Origin of the sequence: Enterovibrio norvegicus FF-33 (assembly GCF_000286835.2) — a bacterium.
In the GTDB taxonomy this organism is placed as follows: domain Bacteria; phylum Pseudomonadota; class Gammaproteobacteria; order Enterobacterales; family Vibrionaceae; genus Enterovibrio; species Enterovibrio norvegicus_A.
Window position 1 is genome coordinate 1697290 of the sequence record NZ_AJYD02000038.1, and the last position, 24029, is coordinate 1721318.

General features: G+C 48.2%; 21 protein-coding genes. 9 read left to right on the forward strand and 12 right to left on the reverse strand.

What is annotated here, in order from left to right:
- Window positions 1-42: 42 nt before the first annotated feature.
- From A1OO_RS15845 to rocF, 6 genes are all read left to right on the forward strand, one after another.
- Window positions 43-747, forward strand: coding sequence for a helix-turn-helix transcriptional regulator (locus A1OO_RS15845; protein ID WP_017003618.1), 705 nt, complete (start codon window positions 43-45; stop codon window positions 745-747).
- 125 nt (window positions 748-872) lie between these two features.
- Complete coding sequence (locus tag A1OO_RS15850) at window positions 873-1394, forward strand: hypothetical protein (RefSeq protein ID WP_017003619.1); 522 nt, start codon at window positions 873-875, stop codon at window positions 1392-1394.
- A 53-nt stretch (window positions 1395-1447) separates the two neighbouring features.
- Window positions 1448-2146, forward strand: coding sequence for a fimbria/pilus periplasmic chaperone (locus A1OO_RS15855; protein ID WP_017003620.1), 699 nt, complete (start codon window positions 1448-1450; stop codon window positions 2144-2146).
- The gene (locus A1OO_RS15860; protein WP_017003621.1) at window positions 2143-4578 is read left to right on the forward strand and encodes a fimbria/pilus outer membrane usher protein; all 2436 of its coding nucleotides are present in this window, start codon (window positions 2143-2145) and stop codon (window positions 4576-4578) included. Before A1OO_RS15855 ends, A1OO_RS15860 begins: the two co-directional genes overlap by 4 nt.
- On the forward strand, window positions 4565-5458 hold the full coding sequence (locus A1OO_RS15865) for a hypothetical protein (protein ID WP_017003622.1): 894 nt from the start codon (window positions 4565-4567) through the stop codon (window positions 5456-5458). The genes A1OO_RS15860 and A1OO_RS15865 overlap by 14 nt, the downstream gene beginning before the upstream one ends.
- 244 nt (window positions 5459-5702) lie before the next feature.
- Entirely contained in the window at window positions 5703-6632 is a 930-nt protein-coding gene (gene rocF / locus A1OO_RS15870) for an arginase (RefSeq protein ID WP_017003623.1), read from the forward strand.
- 146 nt (window positions 6633-6778) lie between these two features.
- On the opposite strand, the gene A1OO_RS15875 is transcribed toward rocF, so the two are convergent.
- From A1OO_RS15875 to A1OO_RS15910, 8 genes are all read right to left on the reverse strand, one after another.
- Entirely contained in the window at window positions 6779-8545 is a 1767-nt protein-coding gene (locus A1OO_RS15875; RefSeq protein WP_016961462.1) for a calcium-binding protein, read from the reverse strand.
- A gap of 1087 nt (window positions 8546-9632) precedes the next feature.
- Complete coding sequence (locus tag A1OO_RS15880) at window positions 9633-10376, reverse strand: aspartate/glutamate racemase family protein (protein WP_016961463.1); 744 nt, start codon at window positions 10374-10376, stop codon at window positions 9633-9635.
- Window positions 10377-10389: 13 nt separating this feature from the next.
- Window positions 10390-11670: a TRAP transporter large permease gene (locus A1OO_RS15885; RefSeq protein ID WP_016961465.1), complete on the reverse strand. Its 1281-nt coding sequence runs from the start codon at window positions 11668-11670 to the stop codon at window positions 10390-10392.
- A gap of 112 nt (window positions 11671-11782) precedes the next feature.
- A complete protein-coding gene (locus tag A1OO_RS15890; protein ID WP_026023898.1) occupies window positions 11783-12268 on the reverse strand; it encodes a TRAP transporter small permease in 486 nt (161 codons plus the stop codon).
- A 136-nt stretch (window positions 12269-12404) separates the two neighbouring features.
- Entirely contained in the window at window positions 12405-13391 is a 987-nt protein-coding gene (locus A1OO_RS15895; protein WP_017003625.1) for a TRAP transporter substrate-binding protein, read from the reverse strand.
- Window positions 13392-13500: 109 nt separating this feature from the next.
- A complete protein-coding gene (locus A1OO_RS15900; protein WP_017003626.1) occupies window positions 13501-14688 on the reverse strand; it encodes a DegT/DnrJ/EryC1/StrS family aminotransferase in 1188 nt (395 codons plus the stop codon).
- A 52-nt stretch (window positions 14689-14740) separates the two neighbouring features.
- Window positions 14741-16054 (reverse strand): histidinol dehydrogenase, encoded by a 1314-nt coding sequence (gene hisD, locus A1OO_RS15905; protein WP_016961469.1) that lies wholly within the window; start codon window positions 16052-16054, stop codon window positions 14741-14743.
- 96 nt (window positions 16055-16150) lie between these two features.
- Entirely contained in the window at window positions 16151-17161 is a 1011-nt protein-coding gene (locus tag A1OO_RS15910; RefSeq protein ID WP_016961470.1) for a D-cysteine desulfhydrase, read from the reverse strand.
- 164 nt (window positions 17162-17325) lie between these two features.
- Here A1OO_RS15910 and A1OO_RS15915 point away from each other — a divergent pair, with 164 nt between their 5' ends.
- Window positions 17326-18228, forward strand: coding sequence for a LysR family transcriptional regulator (locus tag A1OO_RS15915; RefSeq protein WP_016961471.1), 903 nt, complete (start codon window positions 17326-17328; stop codon window positions 18226-18228).
- Window positions 18229-18263: 35 nt separating this feature from the next.
- On the opposite strand, the gene A1OO_RS15920 is transcribed toward A1OO_RS15915, so the two are convergent.
- The gene (locus A1OO_RS15920; protein ID WP_016961472.1) at window positions 18264-18707 is read right to left on the reverse strand and encodes an Lrp/AsnC family transcriptional regulator; all 444 of its coding nucleotides are present in this window, start codon (window positions 18705-18707) and stop codon (window positions 18264-18266) included.
- Window positions 18708-18976: 269 nt separating this feature from the next.
- Here A1OO_RS15920 and yjeH point away from each other — a divergent pair, with 269 nt between their 5' ends.
- Both yjeH and A1OO_RS15930 read left to right on the forward strand, forming a co-directional pair.
- Window positions 18977-20230: an L-methionine/branched-chain amino acid transporter gene (yjeH, locus tag A1OO_RS15925; protein WP_017003627.1), complete on the forward strand. Its 1254-nt coding sequence runs from the start codon at window positions 18977-18979 to the stop codon at window positions 20228-20230.
- A gap of 111 nt (window positions 20231-20341) precedes the next feature.
- Window positions 20342-21232, forward strand: coding sequence for a homocysteine S-methyltransferase family protein (locus A1OO_RS15930; protein ID WP_016961474.1), 891 nt, complete (start codon window positions 20342-20344; stop codon window positions 21230-21232).
- Between the two features lie 62 nt (window positions 21233-21294).
- Here A1OO_RS15930 and A1OO_RS15935 read toward each other — a convergent pair whose 3' ends face one another.
- The 3 genes from A1OO_RS15935 to A1OO_RS15945 form a co-directional block, all read right to left on the reverse strand.
- Window positions 21295-22083, reverse strand: a complete 789-nt coding sequence (locus A1OO_RS15935; protein ID WP_016961475.1) for an alpha/beta fold hydrolase — start codon at window positions 22081-22083, stop codon at window positions 21295-21297.
- Window positions 22084-22090: 7 nt separating this feature from the next.
- Complete coding sequence (locus A1OO_RS15940) at window positions 22091-23392, reverse strand: TRAP transporter large permease (protein WP_017003628.1); 1302 nt, start codon at window positions 23390-23392, stop codon at window positions 22091-22093.
- Between the two features lie 100 nt (window positions 23393-23492).
- The gene (locus tag A1OO_RS15945) at window positions 23493-24026 is read right to left on the reverse strand and encodes a TRAP transporter small permease (RefSeq protein ID WP_017003629.1); all 534 of its coding nucleotides are present in this window, start codon (window positions 24024-24026) and stop codon (window positions 23493-23495) included.
- Between the last annotated feature and the right edge of the window lie 3 nt (window positions 24027-24029).

Below are 24029 nucleotides of genomic sequence, written 5' to 3' on the forward strand. Positions count from 1 at the left end.
ATATAATTCATTGAAAGATATGGATTAAATAAAAAGCGTTGGATGATGATAAATAAACATGTCTACATACTCTCAGGGGATACTAATTGGTCCAGTTTTGTTTTGGCGGGATTAAAATCCATCTTTTCAGATGACACATTTTCCGCTTTGTCAAAGCCTGAACAACTGTGGGCGCTTGAGGAAAATAGCATTGTGATCTTTGATAAATCCACATTGGGACACCCGTCTTCACTGTTAATTTCCCCCGTAGAACGCGGTGGACAGTGGCTAATCGTTAATGGCGAAGATATTGATGAGGAAAGCGTCTCTGGTCTGATTTCGCTGGGCTTCTCTGGATTAATCATCTCGCCGTTCACACTAGAAATGTTGCCTCGTGCGCTCAGAACCTTAGCGTCTGGTCAACTGTGGTTTAGTCGCAACGCTATGTCTAACGCGCTTAAATTTCTCGTCAAAGCGGGCGGAAATTCATACCATTCGGTAAATGTACTGAGCGCCAAACATTCCTTTTCTATCCGTGAGCAGCAGGTATTTCTTCACCTGTTGCAAGGTAAAAGCAATAAAGACATTGCAGTACAACTGCACCTAAGCCCGAGTACCGTCAAATCTCATGTGTCCAGTATTTTACTCAAAACAGGAAAAAGCAGTCGGAATCAATTGAGCACGCTCCTCCTCGAAGAAGACCAAGATATAGGGGAAGATAAGGTACATGCAGGGGCTAAAAAGTTCGCCCTTGAACACACAGCGTGATCTTTAGTCCATTTCTAGTCCCTAATTGAACAACAATATGGACATTTGGCCGATACAAAAGCAAGGGCATGCCATCTAAAGTTCTCCCTATCAAGACAAGGTAGTCTTAACATTTGGAGAATGAGATGAAACGTTTAATTGGTGGTATCGCAATCGCACTACTTTTTTCTGCTGGCGTAAGCGCTGATGGTTGGTCGTCTTCGCCTCGTGATGATGGCCAGACTCAATTTTATGTTGATTTAAGCGGTGAAGTGCCACAGCGCTGCCGTATGCATACACAGCAAGAAAGAAGCATTGAGCTGGATGTGGAAAACACGAATTCACAAACCAGTGATTTCACATTTAAAGCTTGGTGTAACAACGACAATGCAAAAGGCTTGCTGGTCGTTGGTGCTCAACCGTTTAAGAACCAAAATGGTACTGACGTTATCCCATTGAACGTGGCTTTCAAAGACGCTTCTGGCGTTATTGATGGTTCAAATAACGCATCAAATGGCCACGCTATTCATACATCTATGGATGTGAGCAACAGCACTGAAGGTGATTTGGGCGACGCGAACACCATCAACATCACACCAACGATTAATGGTTGGGAAAAAGCGGGTCAATACACAACGGCTATGTACGTTTCTTTGTACCCGAACTAAGTAACACTTTTCATTTAAATATTTGGGGGCGTTAGCCCCCTTTTGAGGATTATATGCGTTTAGTCAGAATATCGCTGATGGCGCTTTTGCTGTTTTCTCCCATTTCAAAAGCCTTTGAACTGTTGCCTATGGTCTCGTTTTTCTCAACGCAGAGCACCAATAGTGAAAAGTTTTTCCAGATTAACAACACCACTGATCAACCCTTGCCGATCGAAATCTTTGTTAAAAGCCGATCGATTGAAGGCGATAAACCCGAATCACTCACGGATTCGGATGATTTCTTTGTCTTCCCGCCTCAGGTGCTTATTCCTGCAGGTAAAACGCAAATGGTAAAGGTGAAGTACATCGGTTCACCCATTGAATCCTCAACGTCTTATCGCGTTATTTTTAGCCAACTTCCCATCCAAGATGATGAAACGGAAAGCAGCATTAAAATGTTGTTTCAAATCGGCGCATTGGTGTTTGTTTCACCCGACTCAGCCACTAGCCTTGTTAGCGCTGCGGTTAATGTCGAGAATAAAGAAGCCCCTTCTTTAGTGTTGGAAAACACAGGAACGGATATCGTTATCATTCCTCAGTTAGAGCTCAACGTAAAAACTAATGTCACTGCGCACACCTGGAAATGGGATGACATCAATGCACTCCTGAATCGCCAATTCCTGGTGCCAGGAGAACGCGTCCATGTTCAGATCGACGCTCTTTTAGCGGCTAATGAAATCCCTAACACGGTGGATGTGAAAGGATTCCAGTGAGTATATTAGGGAAACTGCGTGTATTTTTTTTCCTGTTCCTGCTTTCTGCTTCTGCGAACGCAACAACGTTCAATCTGCCGCTAAACCTCTCGCAGAAAGCACTAGGAATGGTTTCTGTCTCCTTGCAGGGAATGGATATTGACGCAGTTTCGCTCTCTCAACTTAAAAGCCTGTTGGGGCAACGTGTCTCTGACGAAAGTTGGTTGGCACTTTCCCTGAGCGAAAGCCTCAGCAGTGATGGCATGGTTTCACTCAACACACTTGCTGAAGCCGGCATTGATATTAGCTTTGACCCTTCAACACTTTCTCTGACAGCAAAGATCACCGACAAAGCACTCGGCCTAGCCAATGTTGATTTTGGTGAACAATACGAACCCTTTAGCCCATCGGACAACAGTCCATTCAGTTGGCTTAACAGCTTCAATTTTGCACACAACTCACGCTGGGAAGGTGAAGGACAAGAACACGACCGCTACAGTTCTGTTGAATGGCTAACACAAGTGAATATCGGTGGTGCTTCGGGTGTGCATTTTGAGGCAGCTAACTACTTACAAATGTCTGAAACGGATTCTCAGGTGTTAAGGGGGGAATGGACGGCATTTTACGATAACCCTCACGCGCCTTTTCGCGCATCTGTCGGCGATGTTGAATCCGGTATTTCAGGCTTTCAATCTAACGTGAGCCTTGGTGGGCTTTCCATCGAGAGTGACTATTCCGAATTACAACCACAGCGAATTATCGGCCCGAGCAATAGCCAAGAATTGATATTGCAAGAAAGTGCTGAAGTGGAAATCATCGTAAACGGACAAATCATCTTCAGTGGGCGTCAAGATGCAGGTCGCTTCAATTTGATGAATTTACCCATGTCTAACGGTGCAAATGACATCACAGTCAACGTCACGTATCTGTCGGGAAAAACGGAAACATTGGTATTCAGCCAGTTTTACAACAGCAACCTGTTAGATGAAGGGATGTTTAACTACGCATTCAGCGTGGGCGTGCCTTCTACCTTCGGTGATGACGGCATTGAGTACTTAGATACTTGGGCAGCAACCGGTTTTACCGAATATGGTTTGTTTCCTTGGCTCACTATTGGTGTGAATGGCACCTTCGCAAAACATGGCCAAATCTTCGGTGGACTGGCAACGATACGTTCAGATTGGGGCAACATTTCTGCCCGTGTGGGACTGAGCAACCATGCCGAGGCTGACGCTGGAAATGTCACTTCCCTCAGCTTTGAAAGCGCCATTATCGGCGCTCCAGAAAGCCAAACGCCAAACCTAAGATTGAGCGTGGAATTTGCAGACAACTATGCCTCATCACCGTGGGATAACAAGGCGCTGCCTGTCTCTTATGATCGTTATCTCGCTAATTATGTGCTTTCTATTAACGCACGGTGGGATGCAACCTTGTCTGGCTCCTATTATCTGGATAATAACGATGAAGAGCTGACGGGTCTTACGTCGACACTGAACTGGAAAAACGGTGACATCACCCTAGGCGCAGGCGTGACCTACAGCCAAGACAGCAACGTGGCATCCGATGATACCCAGTATTTCTTTACGCTTGATTGGCGATGGAACCATCAACAATACGGCTACAACTTGGGCGCGAGTTATAACACGAGGGAAAACCAATCTCGTATCGATGTAAGCAAAACCAATAATGACCGTGTCGGTAGTGTCGGATTCCGCGCCCTAGGCGAGTACGAAGACACCAGACAACGCCAAAATGCACAACTGAGCTACACCGCAAATCGCGTTCGTTTGGAAGGCGAAGTGGAAAGAAGTGAGTTAAATAACACCTCGTCAGACGCCAGCTATTTGGCTTCGATTCGCGGAAACACGGCGTTCGGTTTTACTGATGGCAAACTGGGTTGGGGTCGTGCACAACTGGGCCCATTCGTGGTTGCTCAACTTCACCCTTCGCTTTCTGACCACGAAGCACAGTTAGGCGTGGCACAAGATGGGAGCTATAAAGCGGCCGCGACCTCTTTGATCGGTGGCTTGTTACCTCTCGATATGCCCTATTCACGTAACACTGTCGACCTCTCTGTCCAGAATGCACCGATAGGCTATGACTGGGGAGAAAGCCGAGTCAATTTCTCCCCTGCCGCGACCACTGGCCACCTCATCATGATCGGTTCTGATGCCTCCTACACGGCGAAAGGTGTGCTCCTTGCCGACAACGGCACTCCCATTTCTTACCTGCAAGGTGAGCTCATCCGAGGCGACAAGCACCTCTCGTTTTTCACCAATAAAACGGGACGCTTTTTTGCCCAAGGTATTGGCCCCGGCACTTACACAATGACTATCGGCAATTCCACGTACCAGCCACTGACCATCGTGGTTGAGGCAAACGACAACCGCTTAATTGACCTTGGAACGCTAACCGCGAAATGTGTCGAGGAGAACTGTGATGAAAATCCTTAAATCGCTCACCAAAACGATCATAGGCTCAACAATTGCGCTGATGGTTTCATTCCATGCATTGGCGCAAGCCGAAAACAATGAATGCAGCGGAAACTGGCACATTAACGTCAACACCACCTCTTCCGTCGAAGAGCAAAAGGGTCAGAAAGGTGTGTGGATCCCGGCTACCATTTCCCTTGACCGCGAACTGGCGAAGTGCGCCGATAAAATATTATTGAAGCAGCCTGAAGGGGGAAAACCAACACTCAATGGCCCAATCTCTTCACATCATTATCAATTCAAAAATACCGCACGTCAGGATTTAAAGATCCGAAAAAAAGGTGTGTATGTGCTGAATTTATCCGGCCAGCCTTCCGTCGATTTTTGGATCTATGCTCCCTCCGCGAGAAGGTTTTCTCCGGGTGACTATAGGGGGATCATCGAAGCTCGTCTCAACGGTACCAAGATAGACAAATCGTTCACTCAGACACATGCTTTTAACTTCCAAGTGAAGCCTTATGTCCGCGCGAAATTAATCAATACCCATGACGATTGGCTAAAGCCAACGGGCACATCGGTAAGAGTCCACTTGGGTGATTTAACGGAGAGGAATCGTCGTGAAATTCCTGTGTACATGGAAAGTAATGGCTTTGTCAGTATTGCTTTCTCTTCGCAAAATAAAGGACAACTGGTCAACACCACAAATCGACGAAACCAAGTGCCCTATCAGCTTCATTTTGCCGATCAATCGGTGAACTTAACTGACGACGTTACCTTTGACGCGGGAAATCGCCCATTCCGTGGCAAAAAAGTCACCATCGCATTTGAAAATACTGCGTCTCCCTATGCGCGTGCGGGTCAATATGAGGATGTCGTGACCATCAATATGTTTGCGCGATAGTTTTACTTCTATCTGTAAGGTGCGTATCACTCTGTGATTCGCGCCTTTGTCACTTTACCCGTATACCCTTCGTCTATTTACCTCTTTACCTCTTTACCTCTTTACAACCTATCAGCCTGTGAGATTTCCTCCCCTTCTTATTTTTGAACCCTACAATGTTAAAGGAGTGTTATCAAAGCACGTTCTTTTAACGGCGGGATATGGAAGACTGCGTGTTACAGGGCTAAATGGAGAGGGCAAACTGATGGAAAAACAAGGCGTAGCGAAATCAATTCAAATTATCGGCGTGCCAGTAGATTTAGGCGCTTCGCGCAGAGGCACTGATGGCGGGGTTTCGGCCGTTCGTATTGCCGGACTCGGAGAAAAACTCAACAAAATGGGATATACCATTTCACAAGAGCTTGATATCGCCGTCCCATCCCAAGAATCTCGACCTGTCGATACTGGCGGCAATATGCGGTTTAGAAGCGAAATTCTGCAGGTGTGCCGCGATTTAGCCGTCGCGACGAGAGCTGCGCTCGAAAAGGGTGACATGCCTTTGGTGGTCGGCGGCGATCATTCCATTGCGATGGGCTCCATCTCGGGCATTTCTGACTTCTATCAAACACAGAGTCAGAATATTGGGCTTGTATGGTTTGATGCCCACGCAGACATGAATATTCCGGGCATTTCGCCTTCTGGCAATGTTCACGGTATGCCGCTGTCTCACCTTCTTGGTTATGGTGACAAAGATTTCACCAGCATCCTGAGTGCAAATCCCAAGATAAAGCCTGAAAACGTTGCATTGGTTGGCGTGAGAGACATTGATGCAAAAGAAAGGGAGCTCATCAAGGAGTCTGGCGTTAAGGTTTATAGCATGCGCGATATCGACGAGTTGGGCATGAGCAAAGTCAGTGACGAAATCATCGAAATTGTCACCAAAGACACGGTGGGTTTCCACGTTAGCTTCGATGTTGATGGCTGCGACCCTGAGTTCATCCCCGGCTCTGGGACGCTTGTCCCGGGTGGTGTCACTTACCGCGAAGCGCATCTGCTGTTGGAGAAATTGGCCGAGACAAATCTCATCACATCGGTTGATCTGGTCGAGTTGAATCCGTTCTTGGATCAGAAAAACGTGTCTGCTGAACGCGCTGTGGCATTGATGCTAAGTGCTTTTGGTCGCAGCGTGCTTTAATTTAAGACCAAACACAACCCACGAAGCATTAACGGCGCTAACAACAAAAAGCCCCAGTCTCTCGACGGGGGCTTTTTTAGCGGTTTGAATTCAGCGTTGTGCTGTTACTTTTTCAACACGAACTTCAAACGAGAGGTTGCTTGATATTAAAGATCGTTACCGTTTGCTTGAACGATTTCAGCGTCTGTCCATACCGTAATTTTTGAGTTTGCGTAAGTAAACACATAAGCACGCAGCTCAGTAACCTGCTGGAAGCTTAGCGACATGAAGGTAATCATATCATTGGTAATGGCTACAGACGCTGAAGCGTTTGCGTCATATTGCCAAATACCGGCTTCGACATTCATTGTATCGTTACCGTCACCAAGGTACGCCACAAAGCCATTCCAAGCGCCAGGGTCAGTATTTGTCACTGTCTGCATATTGTCTGACTGTGAGAAAATCGCATTCGCATTAACAGTGACTGTTTGGTTGCCTGTTTCAGCCACAATCGCTTCAACTTGCGAAATGGCTTTGCTTCCCGGTACGTCACCGCTGGCGTAATAGCTGCTGCCTGTAAGGTCTATATTCGCATCACCATTCACAGTCAGTTTGTCAAAACCACGGTCGCCGACATAAGCAGTGCCATTTTTGGTTAAGAACGCTTCGTTCGAGAAATCTTCCTGATCGAATACCATGGTATCGTTGCCTTCGCTACCGATATACAGGTCCAAGCCAGCGCCGCCATCAAGAATAACGTCGTCGTCATAACCCGCTTGAAGCACATCATTGCCTTCGTCGCCAAACAACGAATCATTACCACCCGCGCCAAACAGTTTGTCGTCACCCGCTCCGCCATGAAGTACGTCGTCTCCATTGCTACCATTGATGATATCGTTACCCGCACCACCATAAAGGGTGTCGTTGCCATTGAAGCCTGTGATGACATCGTTTCCTGAGCAACCATGAAGTACATCGTCACCAGACGTTCCTTTGATTACCTGATCGCTGGCTTTCGTTGCTGCTAAAACACGCATTGAACGAGGAGCAGAAAAATCAAGATTCTGACCGTTGTATGCTTTCACATTTTCTAACGCTAAGTTAGGTGTGTGACAGCTAAATACGGCTATACGGTTGTAAGACAGGTTGTCCCAATCTCCAAGCATCACTGCCGTGCCTTCTGAAGGCTCAACATAGACTTCATGAGATTTAATCCACGATGGCAGCGAATAGCCAGAGCGTTGACCAACTGGTAAACAATATCTATCGCCCGTTTCAAGACTCACGATACAACCTAGCGATTTATCGCTTGCTACAACGCGCATTGAACGAGGAGCGGAAAAATCAAGATTCTGACCATTGAATGCTTTCACATTGGTCATTTTTGCGTTGTCGACAGTGCCTTGGAAAACAGCTAAACGGTTGTAAGATAAGTTATCCCAATCTGACAGCATGACTGCACTGCCTTCTGACGCCTGTACGTAAACTTCGTGGGATTTGATCCAAGATGGAAGAGAATAGCCAGAACGCTCGCCAACAGGCATGCAGTATTTATCACCCGATTCTAGGCTGATAATACAACCCAACGGTTTATCGCTTGATACTACGCGCATTGAACGAGGAGCAGAGAAATCAAGATACTGACCGTTATACGCTTTTACATTCGATAACTTTCTGTTGTCTACCGTGCCTTCGAAAACCGCCAAGCGGTTGTAAGACAAGTTATCCCAATCCGACAGCATGACCGCACTGCCTTCTTCCGCCTGAACATAGACTTCATGCGATTTGATCCATGAAGGCAGTGAATAGCCAGAGCGTTCGCCAACCGGTAAACAGTATTTATCACCCGTTTGGAGGCTAACAATACATCCTTGCGGTTTGTCCTCGCTGATGGCACCGCTTGCCGCTGCAGCGTGGCCACTCATTGTGGTCATTAGGAACAAGCCTACTATTGATGTAAATATACCTACTGCATTCCTCATAACTCTCAGTCCTTCCTTTGTTCAAATAAAATGGGGAAACCTTTTGAAACAAGAGGTAACGCTACAACATGTAGAGGTGCTGAAGTATGGGTTAGATCTTCACACACGGTACATTGACGCGTTTCTGCATAAGATTGATCACCTTGCAGCACGGGTCGAATTCAAGCGTTTGCCTTCTTCACATTAATGCTTTCTGCTTGGCTTTATCACAATTGCATGTGATTCATAATCGAGACATTATGTGTACAAGCCGTTCAAGTGTGTAAAGTTTGGCCAACACCTTTTATCCTTACAAGTCATAGTGCTTTAATTAAGCCATTTATAAGCCGTTAGTTAATTTATTTACTCATCGCCATTTCATACTAAAATACATTTCTTATACAAAACACAGATAAATATATTGCTGTTAATAAGCAATTAGGCATGGAAACCATTTAGCCTAAAATTAGATATCACTAAATTAGACAAGCGCCCTTTAAGGCAATACGTTTAGCCTGAGGTGTTCTATCGAAACCGCTAAGCATTAATAATGAAAACATAAATTAGTCAATACTTAAGAATAATCGACCACTGACTTTCACTTTACTTCTTATATATCTGCATTAGTTTACAGACGTAAACCAACCCCCTTTCCACCCGCAAACCCCATCCGAACATTCACATGCACTTAGTTCTTTTAGCCCTTAAATAACAAGCATTTCCGCAAAAAAAACGTCCCAACCATGCATTTAATGAACATCCGAAGGCATCTATGAAAGTGCATTTTTGTAAAAGTAGTTGCGAATATTAGTCTGGAAAATTGATTTGCAGCGCTATTCTGATGAACAAAATAATCGCCAATAGGATAGGCATATAGAAAAAAGCAGAGAAAGAAGCATGAAAAGAAAAGAGAAATGAAAGATCAGCTGAAAACACCTAAATCATGGTGGGGTGAGTTCAACAATATAACGACATTGAAAATAACACCCAGCACATGGAATCCGTAATAAACCCCCGTAAAATAAATGATTATGCTTTTAGCGATAAAGCAACTTCCCCATCACCATGCCGACTCATCATCAATCATAGGTGAGGCTCTGGCCCCCTTCACGCGCTCAACCACATGCTCTGCCAGTATTTGTGCCGCATCAAATGACGGTAGTGCACTTTTCAGTGACGATGAGATAACCGACAATTCCGTGCAGGCAATCAGCAAACATTCCGCGCCGTGATCTTCCAAATCTTCAGCAGCACAATTAAACGCGTCGATTGATTTGTCATTGTGCGCATTGGCTTTCACTTCGCGGATCAGTGCCATGAGTGCTGTTTGTTCTTTCGCTCCAGGGAACAGGGTCTCAACGCCATAATGCGCAAAAGCCGGTGTATAGAGCTGGGTGATTTGCAACGCGGTTGAACCTAATAGCCCCACCCTTTTGATATTTGGATAACGCCGCAAGATTTGCGCCGCTGACAACGCTAATAAGTTCACCACGGGAACCGTGACGGCATGCGCCACATCGTCGTAATACTTATGGGCTGTATTACACGGGATCACCAGAAAATCCGCGCCGCCTTTGACCAACCCCTGCGCCATGTTTGCCATATAGGGCGCAGGCGATTCGCCCGTTTTTTCGATTAACGCCTTGATGCGAGATGGCACTTTGGGGTCGTTATCCACCAACAGACGAATATGGTCGGCATCGTCCTCTGCGGGGGTTGCCGCAATAATTCGGCGCATAAGATCCACGGTGGCATCTGGCCCCATGCCGCCGAGAATACCGACTGTCATTTCTTTATCGTTCACACCTATTCTCTCTTTAATATCCCATCATACTGGGTAGCCAAAGCACCGTGTCTGGGAAGTAACTCATGATGAACACCACCAGTATTTCGACCAATACAAACGGCAGCGCCTTCACGGATATTTCTTCAATGGTGACCTTGGCAATACTGGAACTGATGAACATGTTCTCCCCAAGCGGCGGTGTGGAAAAACCAATTTCACAGCAACAAACCAACACCACGCCGAAGTGAATCGGGTCAACACCAAACTGCACCATAACGGGCAATAGCACGGGCGTGACAATCATGATGGTGGCAAGGGTTTCCATGAACATGCCAATTAAGATCAAAAACAGGATCACCACCAGCCAGATTAGTGCGAGGCTGTCTGTCATCGACAATAACGCATTGGCGATTTCGGTGGGTGTATCGTTTTCGACCAGAATGCGCCCAAACGCAGTCGCGGCGAACATGATGATCAACACACGCCCCGTCAGCCAGGTGGTGGAACTGAGCGACTCTTTCAAGCCGTCTAGCGTCAGTTCTTTGTGAATGAATTTACCCACGAACAAGGTGTAGAACACAGACACCACGGCAGCTTCGGTTGGGGTAAACATGCCCGAGTAGATACCACCAAGGATCACAAACGGTGCGAGAATCGACCAAATACCCTCTTTGCACGCTTTGCGAAGTGCGCCGGGTTCATCATTTACCGCGCCGACATAACCGCGCTTTTTACTGATCACATAGTTGGTGATCATCAAACCACCCGCCAACATGATGCCGGGAACCACACCCGCAATAAACAGTGCGCCGATTGATTCACTGGCAGTCACACCATAAATCACCATGGGTATACTCGGGGGAATAACCACACCCAAACCACCGGAAGACGCGGTAAGTGCTGCGGCATAGCCTTTGTTGTAGCCTTTATCGGCGAGCGCGGGGATCATCAACATGCCCACAGCGGCTGTGGTTGCTGGGCCTGATCCTGAAATCGCGCCGAAAAACATACTGGCAAGAATGGCCGAAAAACCGAGACCACCCGCCATTGGGCCGGCCATCAATTCGGCAATGTGTACCAAACGGCGAGAAATACCCGAAGCCTGCATTAATGCGCCAGAAAGAATGAATGCCGGTAGCGCCATAATGGGAAATGAGTCCACGGCGTTCCATGCGGTTTGTACGAGAGAAACGTAATCGTCACCCGACAGCAAATACACCAGCATGGCCGAGCCACCCAGTGCAATGACGATGGGAGCGCCAATGAGAAGAAGCCCAAAGAATGAGCCGAAGAGAACGAGCGATGCCTCCATGGAGGACTCCTTTTCTTTTTGATTGCAACAATCCGTATTGCGGCTTTGTCTTTGTTAACAATCGTCACGGGTTATAGGGCTGAACCCTGCTAGAACTTATCGAGACGACCCGTCAATCGACCTGAACATCGTCCACATCTTTGAACTCAACACCTTTCACTAACTTCAAGTAGTTAACCTGAATGATCCGAATGGAGGTCAACGTGAAAGAAATGGGGAAAATCCAATAGAGGTAGGCCATTGACCAATCAAGTGCCGGAGACATGAACTTGTATTCCATCAAGCTTTCAATCACTTCAATGCTTTTGGTTGTCATTAAGGTGTTGAAAGCAATCCAAAGCATATCGGCGATCAGCTCAATACCGGTGCGTACTTTGGTCGGTAGCATTTTCAGGTGAAAGGTCACACGGTTATGTGCAGCAAGACGCGCCGCATACGATGCGCCGAGGAACACAAACCACACAAAGGCGAAACGGGATAACTCTTCACTCCATGGAATGCCGTAATTGAAGGCCACGCGAAGGATCACTTGAATAAACAGTAAGGTGACAAACAGACAAAGCAGCGCCTGACAGGCGTAACTTTCAAATTTGTCCATTCTTTGCCAAAAAGTTTGCCATACACTTTGCGGTACATTTTGCGGTAAATTTTGCATAGACACGTCCTGGTAAGGGGCGTTGCCGCCCCTTCTGTTAGTTGGACAGTTCGTCAACTATTCCTAGTAGAGAGGACGATTACTTCTGCATTTTCTGCAGTACATTGTCGAAGCTTTCTTTGCCGCCAATGTCTTCATAAAACTCAGGCCATACTTTCTCTTTCGCCAACTCAACCCATTTGTCTTCGTCTTCCAGCGTGAACACTTCCACACCGTTATCAATCATGTTTTGCTTGGCGTTTTCCGCTTCTGTCATCTGGAACACCAAGGCGTATTGTTGCGCTTCTAATCCTGCACGGTTCAAAATGGCTTGATGCTCTTCGCTCAGTTTGCCCATGGTACGGTTACCAATCAGCAGCGGTTGCAACGAATACTGGTGGTGTACTTCTGTCAGGTATGGCTGCACTTCGTAGAATTTCATGGTGTTGTTCACGATGTACGGGTTGTCCTGTCCATCCACCACTTTTTGTTGCAGTGCGGTGAAGGTTTCTGTCCACGCCATCGCAATCGGGTTTGCACCGAACACTTCCCATGATTTCAGCATGATGCTGTTTTGCGGAACGCGGATTTTCAGCCCTTTCACGTCTTCCATGTTTTTCACGGGGCGCTTTGAATTGGTCAGGTGGCGGAAGTTGGAATAGGTCCAACCCAGAATGTTTACGCCCGCTTCTTCTTTAGCGAGGGTATTCCAATATTCGCCCAATTCACCGGTGGTAATTAACACCGCATCAGAAGAGTTGGTGATCAAATACGGCATGGTGAGTGCGCCGAGTTTTTTCGAAAACGGGGTTACGTTACCTATGCCCACTAACGCCATATCCAATGAACCCAAGCGGATGTTTTGCACCATTTCGGTTTCACCGCCGAGCGCACCACCGGGGTAGAGTTTGATTTTGATATCGCCGCCAGAATAGAACTCAACCAAGTCTTTAAAACGCAGTGCATACGCGCCCTGATCGGATTCAATTGGGTCGCCCATTCCGACTTTCATCGTTTTAGCGCTGACGATTACGGGAAGTGCCATAATAGTAATGACGGCCAATTTTGCCAATTGCTTTAACTTCATATCCTTTACCTCTTAGTCGATAACATCCGTGAATTTCTAGGCGCTAACACGCCGCTTTCTAGAACCTGTTGTATTGTTTAATGCACTACAGACACCGCATTCGCGATGCTTACAAGGTCTCAAGCACCTCTGCGATCACTTGGGCGATACTGGCCGCGTCTGACTGTTCAAACGTCAGTGGGATACGCATATCCAATAGCGAGCCGAGAACGCGTTCGGTTTGTGGTAAACGGGGTTGATCATGCAAATATTCCCAATGGTCATATTTACTGCTGTATCCCGAAGGCTGACTGTCGCCGACCCATTTCAGGCTGACGCCTCGCGCCGTGCATCCTTTCACCAACTGTGAAAGCTGGTTAGCCGTCAGATCAGGGAATGAGAATTGGATAGAACTGCCAACGAAATGTTCTTTGGGCGAACGTTCAATTAAGCGAATGCCGCGCAACGATGACAGCGCAGACACCATGGCGAGATAGAGCTGATTCCAACGCTCGCACTGCTCATCTAAATGCGCCAATTGAGGGCGCAAGATGGCAGCGCGAAGGTTGTCCATTCGCCCGCTGTAATTAGGTGTACCTTTGGCAATACCTTCAAACGTTTCTAGGGGCGGAAGCGTGGGGTGTTGGCCAAACAACATATATGAGCCGGAATAAATAATGGCTTTGGCCATCACTTCATCGTTGTTGGTGACTAAAAAGCCCCCTTCACCGGAATTAATGTGTTTGTAAGTTTGGGTGCTGAAACACGACACCAAACCGAAGGTGCCGCTTTTCTGTCCATTCCAATCTGCCCCCATGGTGTGGGCACAATCTTCAATCAACACGATGTTATGCTGGCGGCATATCGCCATCACGGCATCCATGTCCGCGAGATGACCGCGCATGTGCGAAAGGACCAGGAATTTCGCCCCTGTGGCTTTCGCTTTGTGTGACAAGTCATCCAGATCCATGGTGAGATCGTCGGTGGTTTCAACCAGCACAGGCACACCGCCAGCGTTGTTGATAGATCCAGGAACGGGCGCGAGAGTGAACGCGTTGCACAATACGCCATCACCCTGTTTTACGCCTGCGCACTGCAGTGCGATAGACAGTGCATAACCGCCAGACGCGCAGCTCAAGCAATATTTCACACCGAGATAATCAGCAAATTGCTTGTCCAACAAATCCGCTTCGCTGCGCTCACCACTCACCGTGTTATAGCGATGAAGCCTGCCAGTACGCATGACTTCTACGGCACTGGCAATGGCGCTTTCCGGTATTGGCATTTGTTGCGTAAACGATTTTTTAAACGTGTGCATCGTCGTGTTCCTTACGCTTTGCGCATTCAAGCCGTATTCGATCGGGTCGTCATCAGTCGTAACGCTTTTGCTGATAGACCTCGAAATCCCAATCCGCATCTGGGAAGTATTTTTTCAATCGCCAATCACATGCGCGTGCGTGACCTTCCATGCCTTCCGTACGGGAAATCCGCGATCCTGCGGTGCTAAACGTCAAGTTGGCTTCTTTGCTCAATTCCTGCGTGGTTAAGATTTTCAGGAACTTCTGCACATTCAGTCCACCGCTGTAACGCGCCGCTTTTTTGGTGGGCAGAATATGGTTAGTTCCGGCACATTTATCGCCGTGCGTGACCGTGCTGCCTTCGCCTAAAAACAACGAGCCATAATTGGTGAGGTTTTCTTTCCACCAAACCAAGTCTGCGGCTTGAACCTGAACATGTTCACACGCCCATTCATCACTCACTTTCGCGGCTTCTTCACGGTCGTCGCACACAATCACCACGCCGTGGTCTCGCCAAGCGGCTTCGCAGACATCTGCATTGGGCATGTCTGCAATCACATGGGGCATTAATTCAATCACTTTCTGACCCAGTGCTTTATCCGTAGTGAATAACCAAACCGGAGAATTCGGGCCATGCTCGGCTTGTGAAACCAGATCAACTGCAATGGTCATCGGGTCAGCGGTTTCATCGGCAATGACGGCGGACTCGGTTGGCCCTGCAAACACATCAATGCCCACTTCGCCAAACAACAAACGCTTAGCTTCTGCCACATAAGCATTTCCTGGGCCAACTAGAATATCGGCGGATTTTCCGGTGTAGAGCCCGAATGCCATGGTTGCAATTGCATGCACACCCCCCATCTCAAGGATGATGTCTGCACCAGCAAGATCCATGGCGTACACCACGGCGGGGTTGATTGAGTCACCGCGAGGCGGAGAACAGGCAATCACGGTTGGCACACCCGCCGCTTTCGCCGTTGCCACACTCATCAATGCAGACGCTGCATGAGCATAACGACCACCGGGCACGTAGCACCCTGCGCAATCGACAGGGATCACCCGTTGGCTCAGTTTCACGCCTTCTTCGGTTTCAATCTCAAACGCTTGTAAACTCGACCGTTGTGCATTTGCAAAACGTTGGATCTGACGATGCGCAAAATCGATGTCGTCTTTTACGCGTTGCGGCACAGAGGCAATCAGTGCTGCTCTTTTTTCGTCGGACAGAACGAAATCACCCTGCCAGTTATCGAACTGCATGGCGTATTCTTCAACCGCCGCCGTCCCTTCACGACGGATTTTAGTCAACATGTCTTTGACCACTTGCTGAATGCGCTCATCATCGGTTTGCACGTCGGCTTCCCGCTCAGCGCGTTTTAGATATTCCATTGTGTTTACTCACTGATATTCGGATTCAAAAAGAAAGAGATACGTGAAGATTCCAAACTAAAAGCCGCTCAAAGAAAGCGGCTTTATCAGGACGGATTAACAGTAATCTTCAAATCCAAACGCGTCGCGGTAGCCTGGTAGCGCTTGTGCACCACCTGTGTGCAAGAACACGATGTTTTCGCCTTTTTTGAAGTGACCCTTACGGATAAGGTCAATCAAGCCCGCGCCGCCTTTGCCTGAGTAAACAGGGTCGAGCAAAATGCCTTCGTGCTTGGCAAACATCGAGATAGCTTCAATCGTACTTTCAGCAGGAATACCGTAGCCTTCGCCCACGTAATCACAGTTAGCCACCACGCTTTCACGCGGTACTGCGCCTGGGATGCCCAATAAGTCACACGTGCGTTCTGCCAGTGCAAACACGTTGGCTTCTTGCTTGTCTTTTGGCACACGCACGCCAATGCCCAGTAGTGGGATTTGGCTGTTCGAGGCGCATAAACCGGTGATCAAGCCCGCTTGTGTGCCCGCTGAACCTGTTGCATGAACAAGGTGGTCAATCAGAAGGCTCTGATCGTTGGCTTGCGTCAACAGCTCCAATGCGCAATTCACATAACCCAGCGCACCAATTGCGTTAGAACCGCCACCCGGAATGATGTAAGGCTTGCGGCCTTCAGCGCGCATCGTCGCTGCCACATCTTCCATCGCCGCATTCATGTCGACGCCTGCTGGGAATTTCTGCAAAGAAGAACCAAACAGTTGATCCAACATGACGTTGCCGTTGAATATATATTCAGGGTCTTCTGAACCGGTGCGATCTTCCAACAGGATGTGACACGCCATGCCGCACTTGGTCGCAATGGCGGCGGTTTGACGCGCATGGTTTGATTGGGTTGCGCCTTGAGTGATGATGATGTCTGCTCCTTGAGCAATGGCATCTGCCATCAAAAATTCCAATTTGCGCGTTTTGTTACCGCCACCGGCCAGACCCGTACAATCGTCACGCTTGATCCACAAATTGGGGCCGCCAAGCGCTTTAGACAGGTTTGGCATAGGTTCTAACGGCGTAGAAAGGTGTGCGAAGTGAAGACGAGGAAAGCGAGATAAATGCATGGTCATGTCCCTTTTAATCAATAACTAAAAAAATCGGCTCAAGTGGCCTTTTACAATAATTACAGCCTGTGAGACGCCGAGGACTTCCGCCAATACCTATATTGAATAGACACCGGTTACTTTTCGGCATATCTGTTTTAGCAGGACGCTAAGGGATTGAATTGATGGAATTGAAATGGCTTAAAGACTTCATTGCGCTCAGTGAGAACGGCAGCTTCTCTAAAGCCGCTGACGCGCGATTTGTGACACAACCAGCGTTTAGTCGGCGGATCCGTTCGCTGGAAAATTGGTTAGGCATTGCCTTGGTTAACCGCGACACCCTGCCCACAACGTTGACAGAGGCTGGGACCGATTTTGTTGACGAGGCGCGGCGATTAATCAATGACATCACGGATGTCAGGCATCGACTGCAACAGCGTAAGAACCCGCATTCGTTGATTTTTCTCGCTCAACACTCCACGGCGGTCTCTTTCTTTCCGGGGTGGATACAAACCCTTAGTCCATTAATTGGTGATGCTTTGGTGAAACTCGTTCCGGGCAATATTCACCATCTGAATGAATCGTTTTTGGCAGGTTCAGGGGATTTTCTGCTCGCGTTTGCATCTCAAGCGTTTGATAGCCCACAAATGAAGCGCAAGAGTCAGTCGATTCAAGTGGGACGTGACCGCCTTATTCCTGTTTCTGCGCCGGATGAATTTGGCGCGCCAATACACACCTTCGCCGAAGGAAAAACCTGCCGCTTGCTGGCATTTCCCGAAGAAATCTATCTTGGCGGATTGGTTAAGAGATCCGCGATAAGTGCGATCCCTTCCCATTTTCGCTATGAGGTGGTGTGTGAAAACGAAATGGCAGAAGGATTGAAGGCGATGGCAACGCAAGGTTTTGGTGCAACCTGGTTGCCATCAAGTTTGATCAAGCAGGAGTTAGAAGAAAAGCGATTGGTCGAGCTCGATGAAGCGTTACCTAGAATTGATTTGCGAATTTTGCTGTACCGAAACCGCCATACTGCCAAACCGGAAGTTGAGCGATTTTGGCAGTACTTGTGCGAGCTTTATGGGCAGCAATAGCGGCCAATCGAACGGGTATTCGCCAGCCAAAACGGCTACTTGGATGTATTGAAAAACTCCGTTAACACCGTATGGGTGATCACTTGCTTCAGCTCAGGATAGGCCTGAATGTGTTCACGAATTTTATTTAAACGCGCCATGTTGGGCACATCAACATACAGCATCATGTCCGTTTCGCCGCTGATCGCATGACACCATTTCACGCCATCTATCGTGTAAATGTCAGCCGCGTAGGCTTCGCAGTGCTGAGAGCATGCAGATGTATCAAACTTCAATGCTAAATACGCTGTCACGCCGATGTCTGATTCTGCTTCGGCAATATCAGCGTGGTAGCCGAGTATGACTTTATCTTGTTCTAGCTTGCGAATTCGGGCGGTGACCGCAGAGCGAGACAGACTCACATCTCGTGCGATTTCACTGACTGTACGGCGGGCATCAACACGCAATATGCTTAAGATCTGTTTATCAAATTTGTCCATCTTTCTTCTCTCAACTTACCTGTTGATTTTGTTATCGCGTCTTCACCATCACTTTAGCCCTCTACTTTATCTTTCCTCTTCGTTTATCGCTCATAAATTTCGTTCAAGAACACGTTACCTTCGCGAAAAAGCGTCACTTTGACGGCGACGCAAGTAAATTCCGTTAATCTGACACTGAACTAAGACAGTTTGACCGATGCTTTTTATCTGACAACTCATTAACCTGTTGTCATTGCTTCACAGGTATTTGCCCCGCTCAAGGAACGCCAATGAACCAACTGAAAAAAGAAATCACCTTGTTATCGGGTATTGGGCAACTGTCCACCACGCTATTAGGCACGGGGCTTTTTATGATCCCTGCCATTGTTGCTGGTATAGCAGGTGAATTTTCATTGTGGGCGTGGTTGGTGCTGTTTGCCGCTATTTGCCCAATAGCATTAACCTTTGCGCAATTGGGGAAACGCTACCCCAACGCGGGTGGCACGGCGTATTTCGTTCGCAAAGCATTTAACCCTCACCTAGAACGCAGTGTCGCTTGGCTGTTTGTCAGTGTGATCCCCGTGGGTGTTCCGGCGGCAATTGCACTGGCGGCGGGGTTCCTACAACAACTTCTTCCCAGTGCGTTGAATGATTTTCTGATAGCACAACTGATCACGGTAGCGCTGCTGATCGGCGTCAATTTGATGGGTGCGAAATCATCAGGCCAATTACAAACCCTTATCGCGATTAGCATCTTTGCTCTTGTCGGCGCATTTCTGTGGCGCGGCGAAGTCGGCATCGCGGATTTAACCATGCCTGCGATGAGTTCAGATTCCCTCTGGCCGATTGGCGCGGCATTGGGTGTGATGTTTTGGTGCTTCGTCGGCATTGAGGCTTTTGCGCATATGGGTGAAGAATTCAAAAACCCGCAACGAGATTTCCCCATCGCCATTATCGTCGGCTGTTTTGTGGCTGGCGCAACGTATTGGGCCATGTCTGTGGTGATCTTAAAATTCCACGCGTATGGCAGTGTTGAGTTTGATACCGCGTCCATTCCCTATCTGAGTGAAAAATTGTTCGGCCCCAATTTTAAACTGCTCGTCAGTGTCGTCGGTTTTTCTGCATGCTTTGCCAGCGTCAATCTCTATACACAAAGCCTATCGCGTATGGTGTGGGCGCAAGCGCGAGAATATAAACCCAAGGGGAAAATGGCGCAGATTTCTGAACGTGGCGTACCTAAAAATGCGACATTGGCGATAGGCGCAGTGCTGGCTATTTCATGTGTGATCGGTGAATTGTCAGGGTTGAATTTGGAGTTTTTCCTTAAACTCGCCAATGGGATTTTCGTGCTCGTGTATCTGATGGCGATGCTCGCCGCGTTCAAATTACTCCAAGGCGCATCCAAGTGGCTTGCTGCTTTATCGCTTGCGCTATGTACTTTTGTGTTTATCTGTTTGGGCTGGTCAATGCTTTATGCCCTCACGATTTTTGGCTTGCTCATGCTGCAAGGAAGAAAAGACAATCGCAAAGCGGTGAATATGTAACTTGACGCCTATAAAATATTGCTACCAAACATTCGCTTCCGAAATTCTATCGACAATACTGTCAACATATGCGATTTTCTCGCTCATAGACGTTACAAGGAAGCGAAACGGATGTTTGTACTACTCGATGGAGGCATGGGAAGAGAACTTCAGCGCATTGGCGCACCCTTCTCACAGCCACTTTGGAGCGCTCAGGCGTTAATTGAAGCACCCGATGCGGTGTACCAAGCGCATCAGAATTTTATTGATGCGGGCTGTGACGTGATCACCGTCAACAGCTATGCCTGTGTGCCTTTTCATCTCGGTGAAGATCGCTATCGGCAACACGGTTTTGACCTTGCAGAATTGGCCGCTCAAATCGCCCAACGCGCAGCGGAAGACAGTGAACGCGAAGTGCGTGTGGCGGGGTGTATTCCGCCCGTGCTTGGCTCTTATCGCCCTGATCTGTTTAACGCTGACATCGCCACGCCCATCATTGAAAATCTGATTAACGCGCAAGCGCATTACGTGGATTTCTGGCTAGCTGAAACCATTGGCTCGATTGAAGAATTCCACACCGTTTGTGACGCGCTAACTCGAACCACGTCCGTTAAGCCCGCTTACTTTGCCTTTTCGTTGATGGATGCAGCCATGGATCAACCTCGCCTGCGTTCTGGTGAATCGGTGGCAAATGCAGTGAAAGCGGCTTGCGAGCGCGATGTGGATGGCATTTTGTTTAATTGCTCACAACCCGAAGTGATGCTGGATGCCATTGGCGTTGCCCGTGTGATTGTCGATAAGCACTCAAACACCATTTCGCTGGGTGCGTATGCCAACGGGTTCTCTGTGATCTCGCAAGATCATGAAGCAAATGATGCCCTAACAACGGTGCGAGAGCTCTCCGCCGATCAATATGCGGCGTATGTGAAAGCATGGCTGGATGCGGGTTCTAACATTGTTGGCGGGTGTTGTGCGATTTTCCCCGAGCACATTGCTTATCTCGATTCACTGAGAAAACAATAACGGCTCCGTTTATTCCCTCGTTGTGCGGAAACACACAACGAGGGAAAACAGTGGTAAGCCTATTAAATACACTCGTTGAGCGCTAACCGCCGCTGTTTCACCTTGTCACTTTGTAGAAAATCAAGCACGAGTAAGTTAAAGATCTGGGTTTTCTCAAGATGAATATTATGGGCGGCCTGCGGCACTACCGCGAGATTTGCCCCCGTAATTCCCCGCCACAGCGACTCGGTTTGTTGCCACATGTAAGAGCGATCACTGTCTGGCCAAAGCACTAGCGTTTTAGCCTCTATTTCATTCAAACGCTCAAGCGAACGCCACCCCGCCATGGCACGCAACCCGTTGATATAGGTTTGTGTCTGAACACGTTCTGCCAACGCCATGCCTCCGGCAAAATCAGGATCGCCTTCTCCATCTGAGAACCAGGTTTTGACCGTATCATGCGCGACTTGCTCAGTCCCCTGAGTTTCGGCGCGCACAATGCTTTCTTCGATAGATTCAAAACGCCCAGGCAAACTCCCCATTGGCCCAGTCGCGTATAGCACCAAACCGATCACTCTTTCAGGGGCTTTGAGCGCCACTTCCTGTGCAATCATGCCACCCATGGAATGCCCCATCAGGTGAAACTGGTCAATGCCCATTTCGTCCAGTCGCTCCAACACATAATCAGCAAAGCCATCAACACTGTCTAAGCCAATCACATCCGCTTTTCCGCCGTATCCCGGTAAATCAAAGGCGACGACATCAAAGCGTGAGGAAAACAGTGAGATCTGTTTTTCCCAATAAGCCAGACCACTTAGAAATCCATGCACTAGCACCAACGTGGGCCCAGTACCGACACGTAAACAATTCATCGTATTTTTATTCCATTAATTCAGGGAGCCAAAGCGCAGTATCAGGCATGCCAATCAGCACGAATAACAAGACCACCAGTGCGGCAATAAATGGGAGACACCCAATAATCACGTCGCCTATGGTCACCTTGTCCCGGGCGAGATTTTGAATAACGAAGAGGTTTAACCCCACGGGGGGCGTTAACACGGCAATCTCCATGGTGATGGTGTACACCACACCAAACCAAATAAGGTCGAATCCAGCGGCATGTATCAAAGGATACAAGGTCGGCAAGGTGATAAATGTCATGGAAACAGGTTCCAAGAACATGCCGAGAATGATATAGAACACAATGATCATCGCGAGCACGGCATAAGGCGATAACTGCATTTCGACAAACAATTCTGTGAATTGCTGCGGGATCTGGTGGTAGGTCATCACAAAGCCGAACAGCACACCTGACGACAGCAACAAACCCAAATATCCCATGGTTTGCATGGTGGATTTCAGTGCCTCCAGCAAGCCTTTCAGTCGCAACCCTCCGAAGAAGTATGCCAGACCCAACATAAACATCGCCGACACGCCCGCTGCCTCGGTGGGCGTTGCGATACCGGCATAAATGGAGATAGTAATCACCAAGCCAACAAGGGTGATTGGAAGCAATGCAGAGAACGCGATGAGCCAGGGAATGGGGGTCGAATTTTCATGACCCGGAATATCATCCGGATTCACTTTTCCCCAAATAAACACGATGATGAAGAACATGGTCACTAACACGAGACCGGGTACGACACCAGCGATGAACAATGCGCCGATCGACTGGTCGGTCACAATGCCGTAGAACAATAAAATTAAGCTTGGTGGCAGCAGAACACTGAGTGTACCCCCTGCTGCGAGCACGCCACTGGACAGGCGTTTGCCATACCCAAGTTTGAGCATTTCAGGCAAAGCAACGCCACCAATGGTCAGCGCACCCACCATGCTGGAACCACATACTGCACCAAAGCCCGCACACGCACCAATACTGCCGTAGGCGGCTGCCCCACGGATCGGGAGTTTGCTGTGCATAAACCAATAGAGATTTGGCCCAATTGACGATCGCCCTATGAGCTCTCCCAGAAACACAAACAGCGGCACAGCCAGTAAAATATAATCAAACCACACACCCCAGAGTTTCAACTCAACCGTGACTAGCGACGATTTGAGGCTCAGAATATCGAGCAAAAACGGGATTGAAGCGGCGGCGAGCGCAAAAGGGATCGGCACGCCAATGAGGATAAACCCCATCAACAAACCCAGCATCCCTAACCCAACTACGTACCATTCCATCACTGATCCTTGTTTTCTTTGTTTAGTCTTCAGTTAATCTTTTGTTGTCACGTGATGACTGTGTTCACGTGATGACTGTGTTCACGTGATGACAATATGTTCACGTCGCATCCTGCGAGTGAATGTCTTCATCAAGAGTGGTTGTGTTTTCTTCCTCTGGCGGGTCACCCCAAATGAGCATGCACAACGCCGTGATACAAAAACTGAGCAAAGCAATAACGACCGGGATCCAGAAGTAAAAGCGCGGCCAAAGTAAAATTTCAGACGCCGCACCTGAGCTGATGGATTTGAACATGGCTTTGGATGACGCAGCCAAGAAGAAACTGCCGACCATCAGCATGACCAGCATGTTGAACTTATCGACCCAAAATTGGATTCCCTTGGGTAGCCTGTCCCTGATCAGGCTGACTTTTGGGTAAGAATGATTGAGCAGCGCGTAAGACACGCCAAGAAATGCCACAGGCACTAGCAAGAGTGCGGTGGCTTCTGTCACCATGCCGTCTGGGCTGTTGAGTATGTAACGAACCCCCACCCCGTAAGTGATCCAAGCAGCTTGGATCACTACGATGGCGGCACCCGCATACAACATCGCCAAAGACATAAGGCGCAGTAGTGGAAACACGTTTGCCTTCATTGC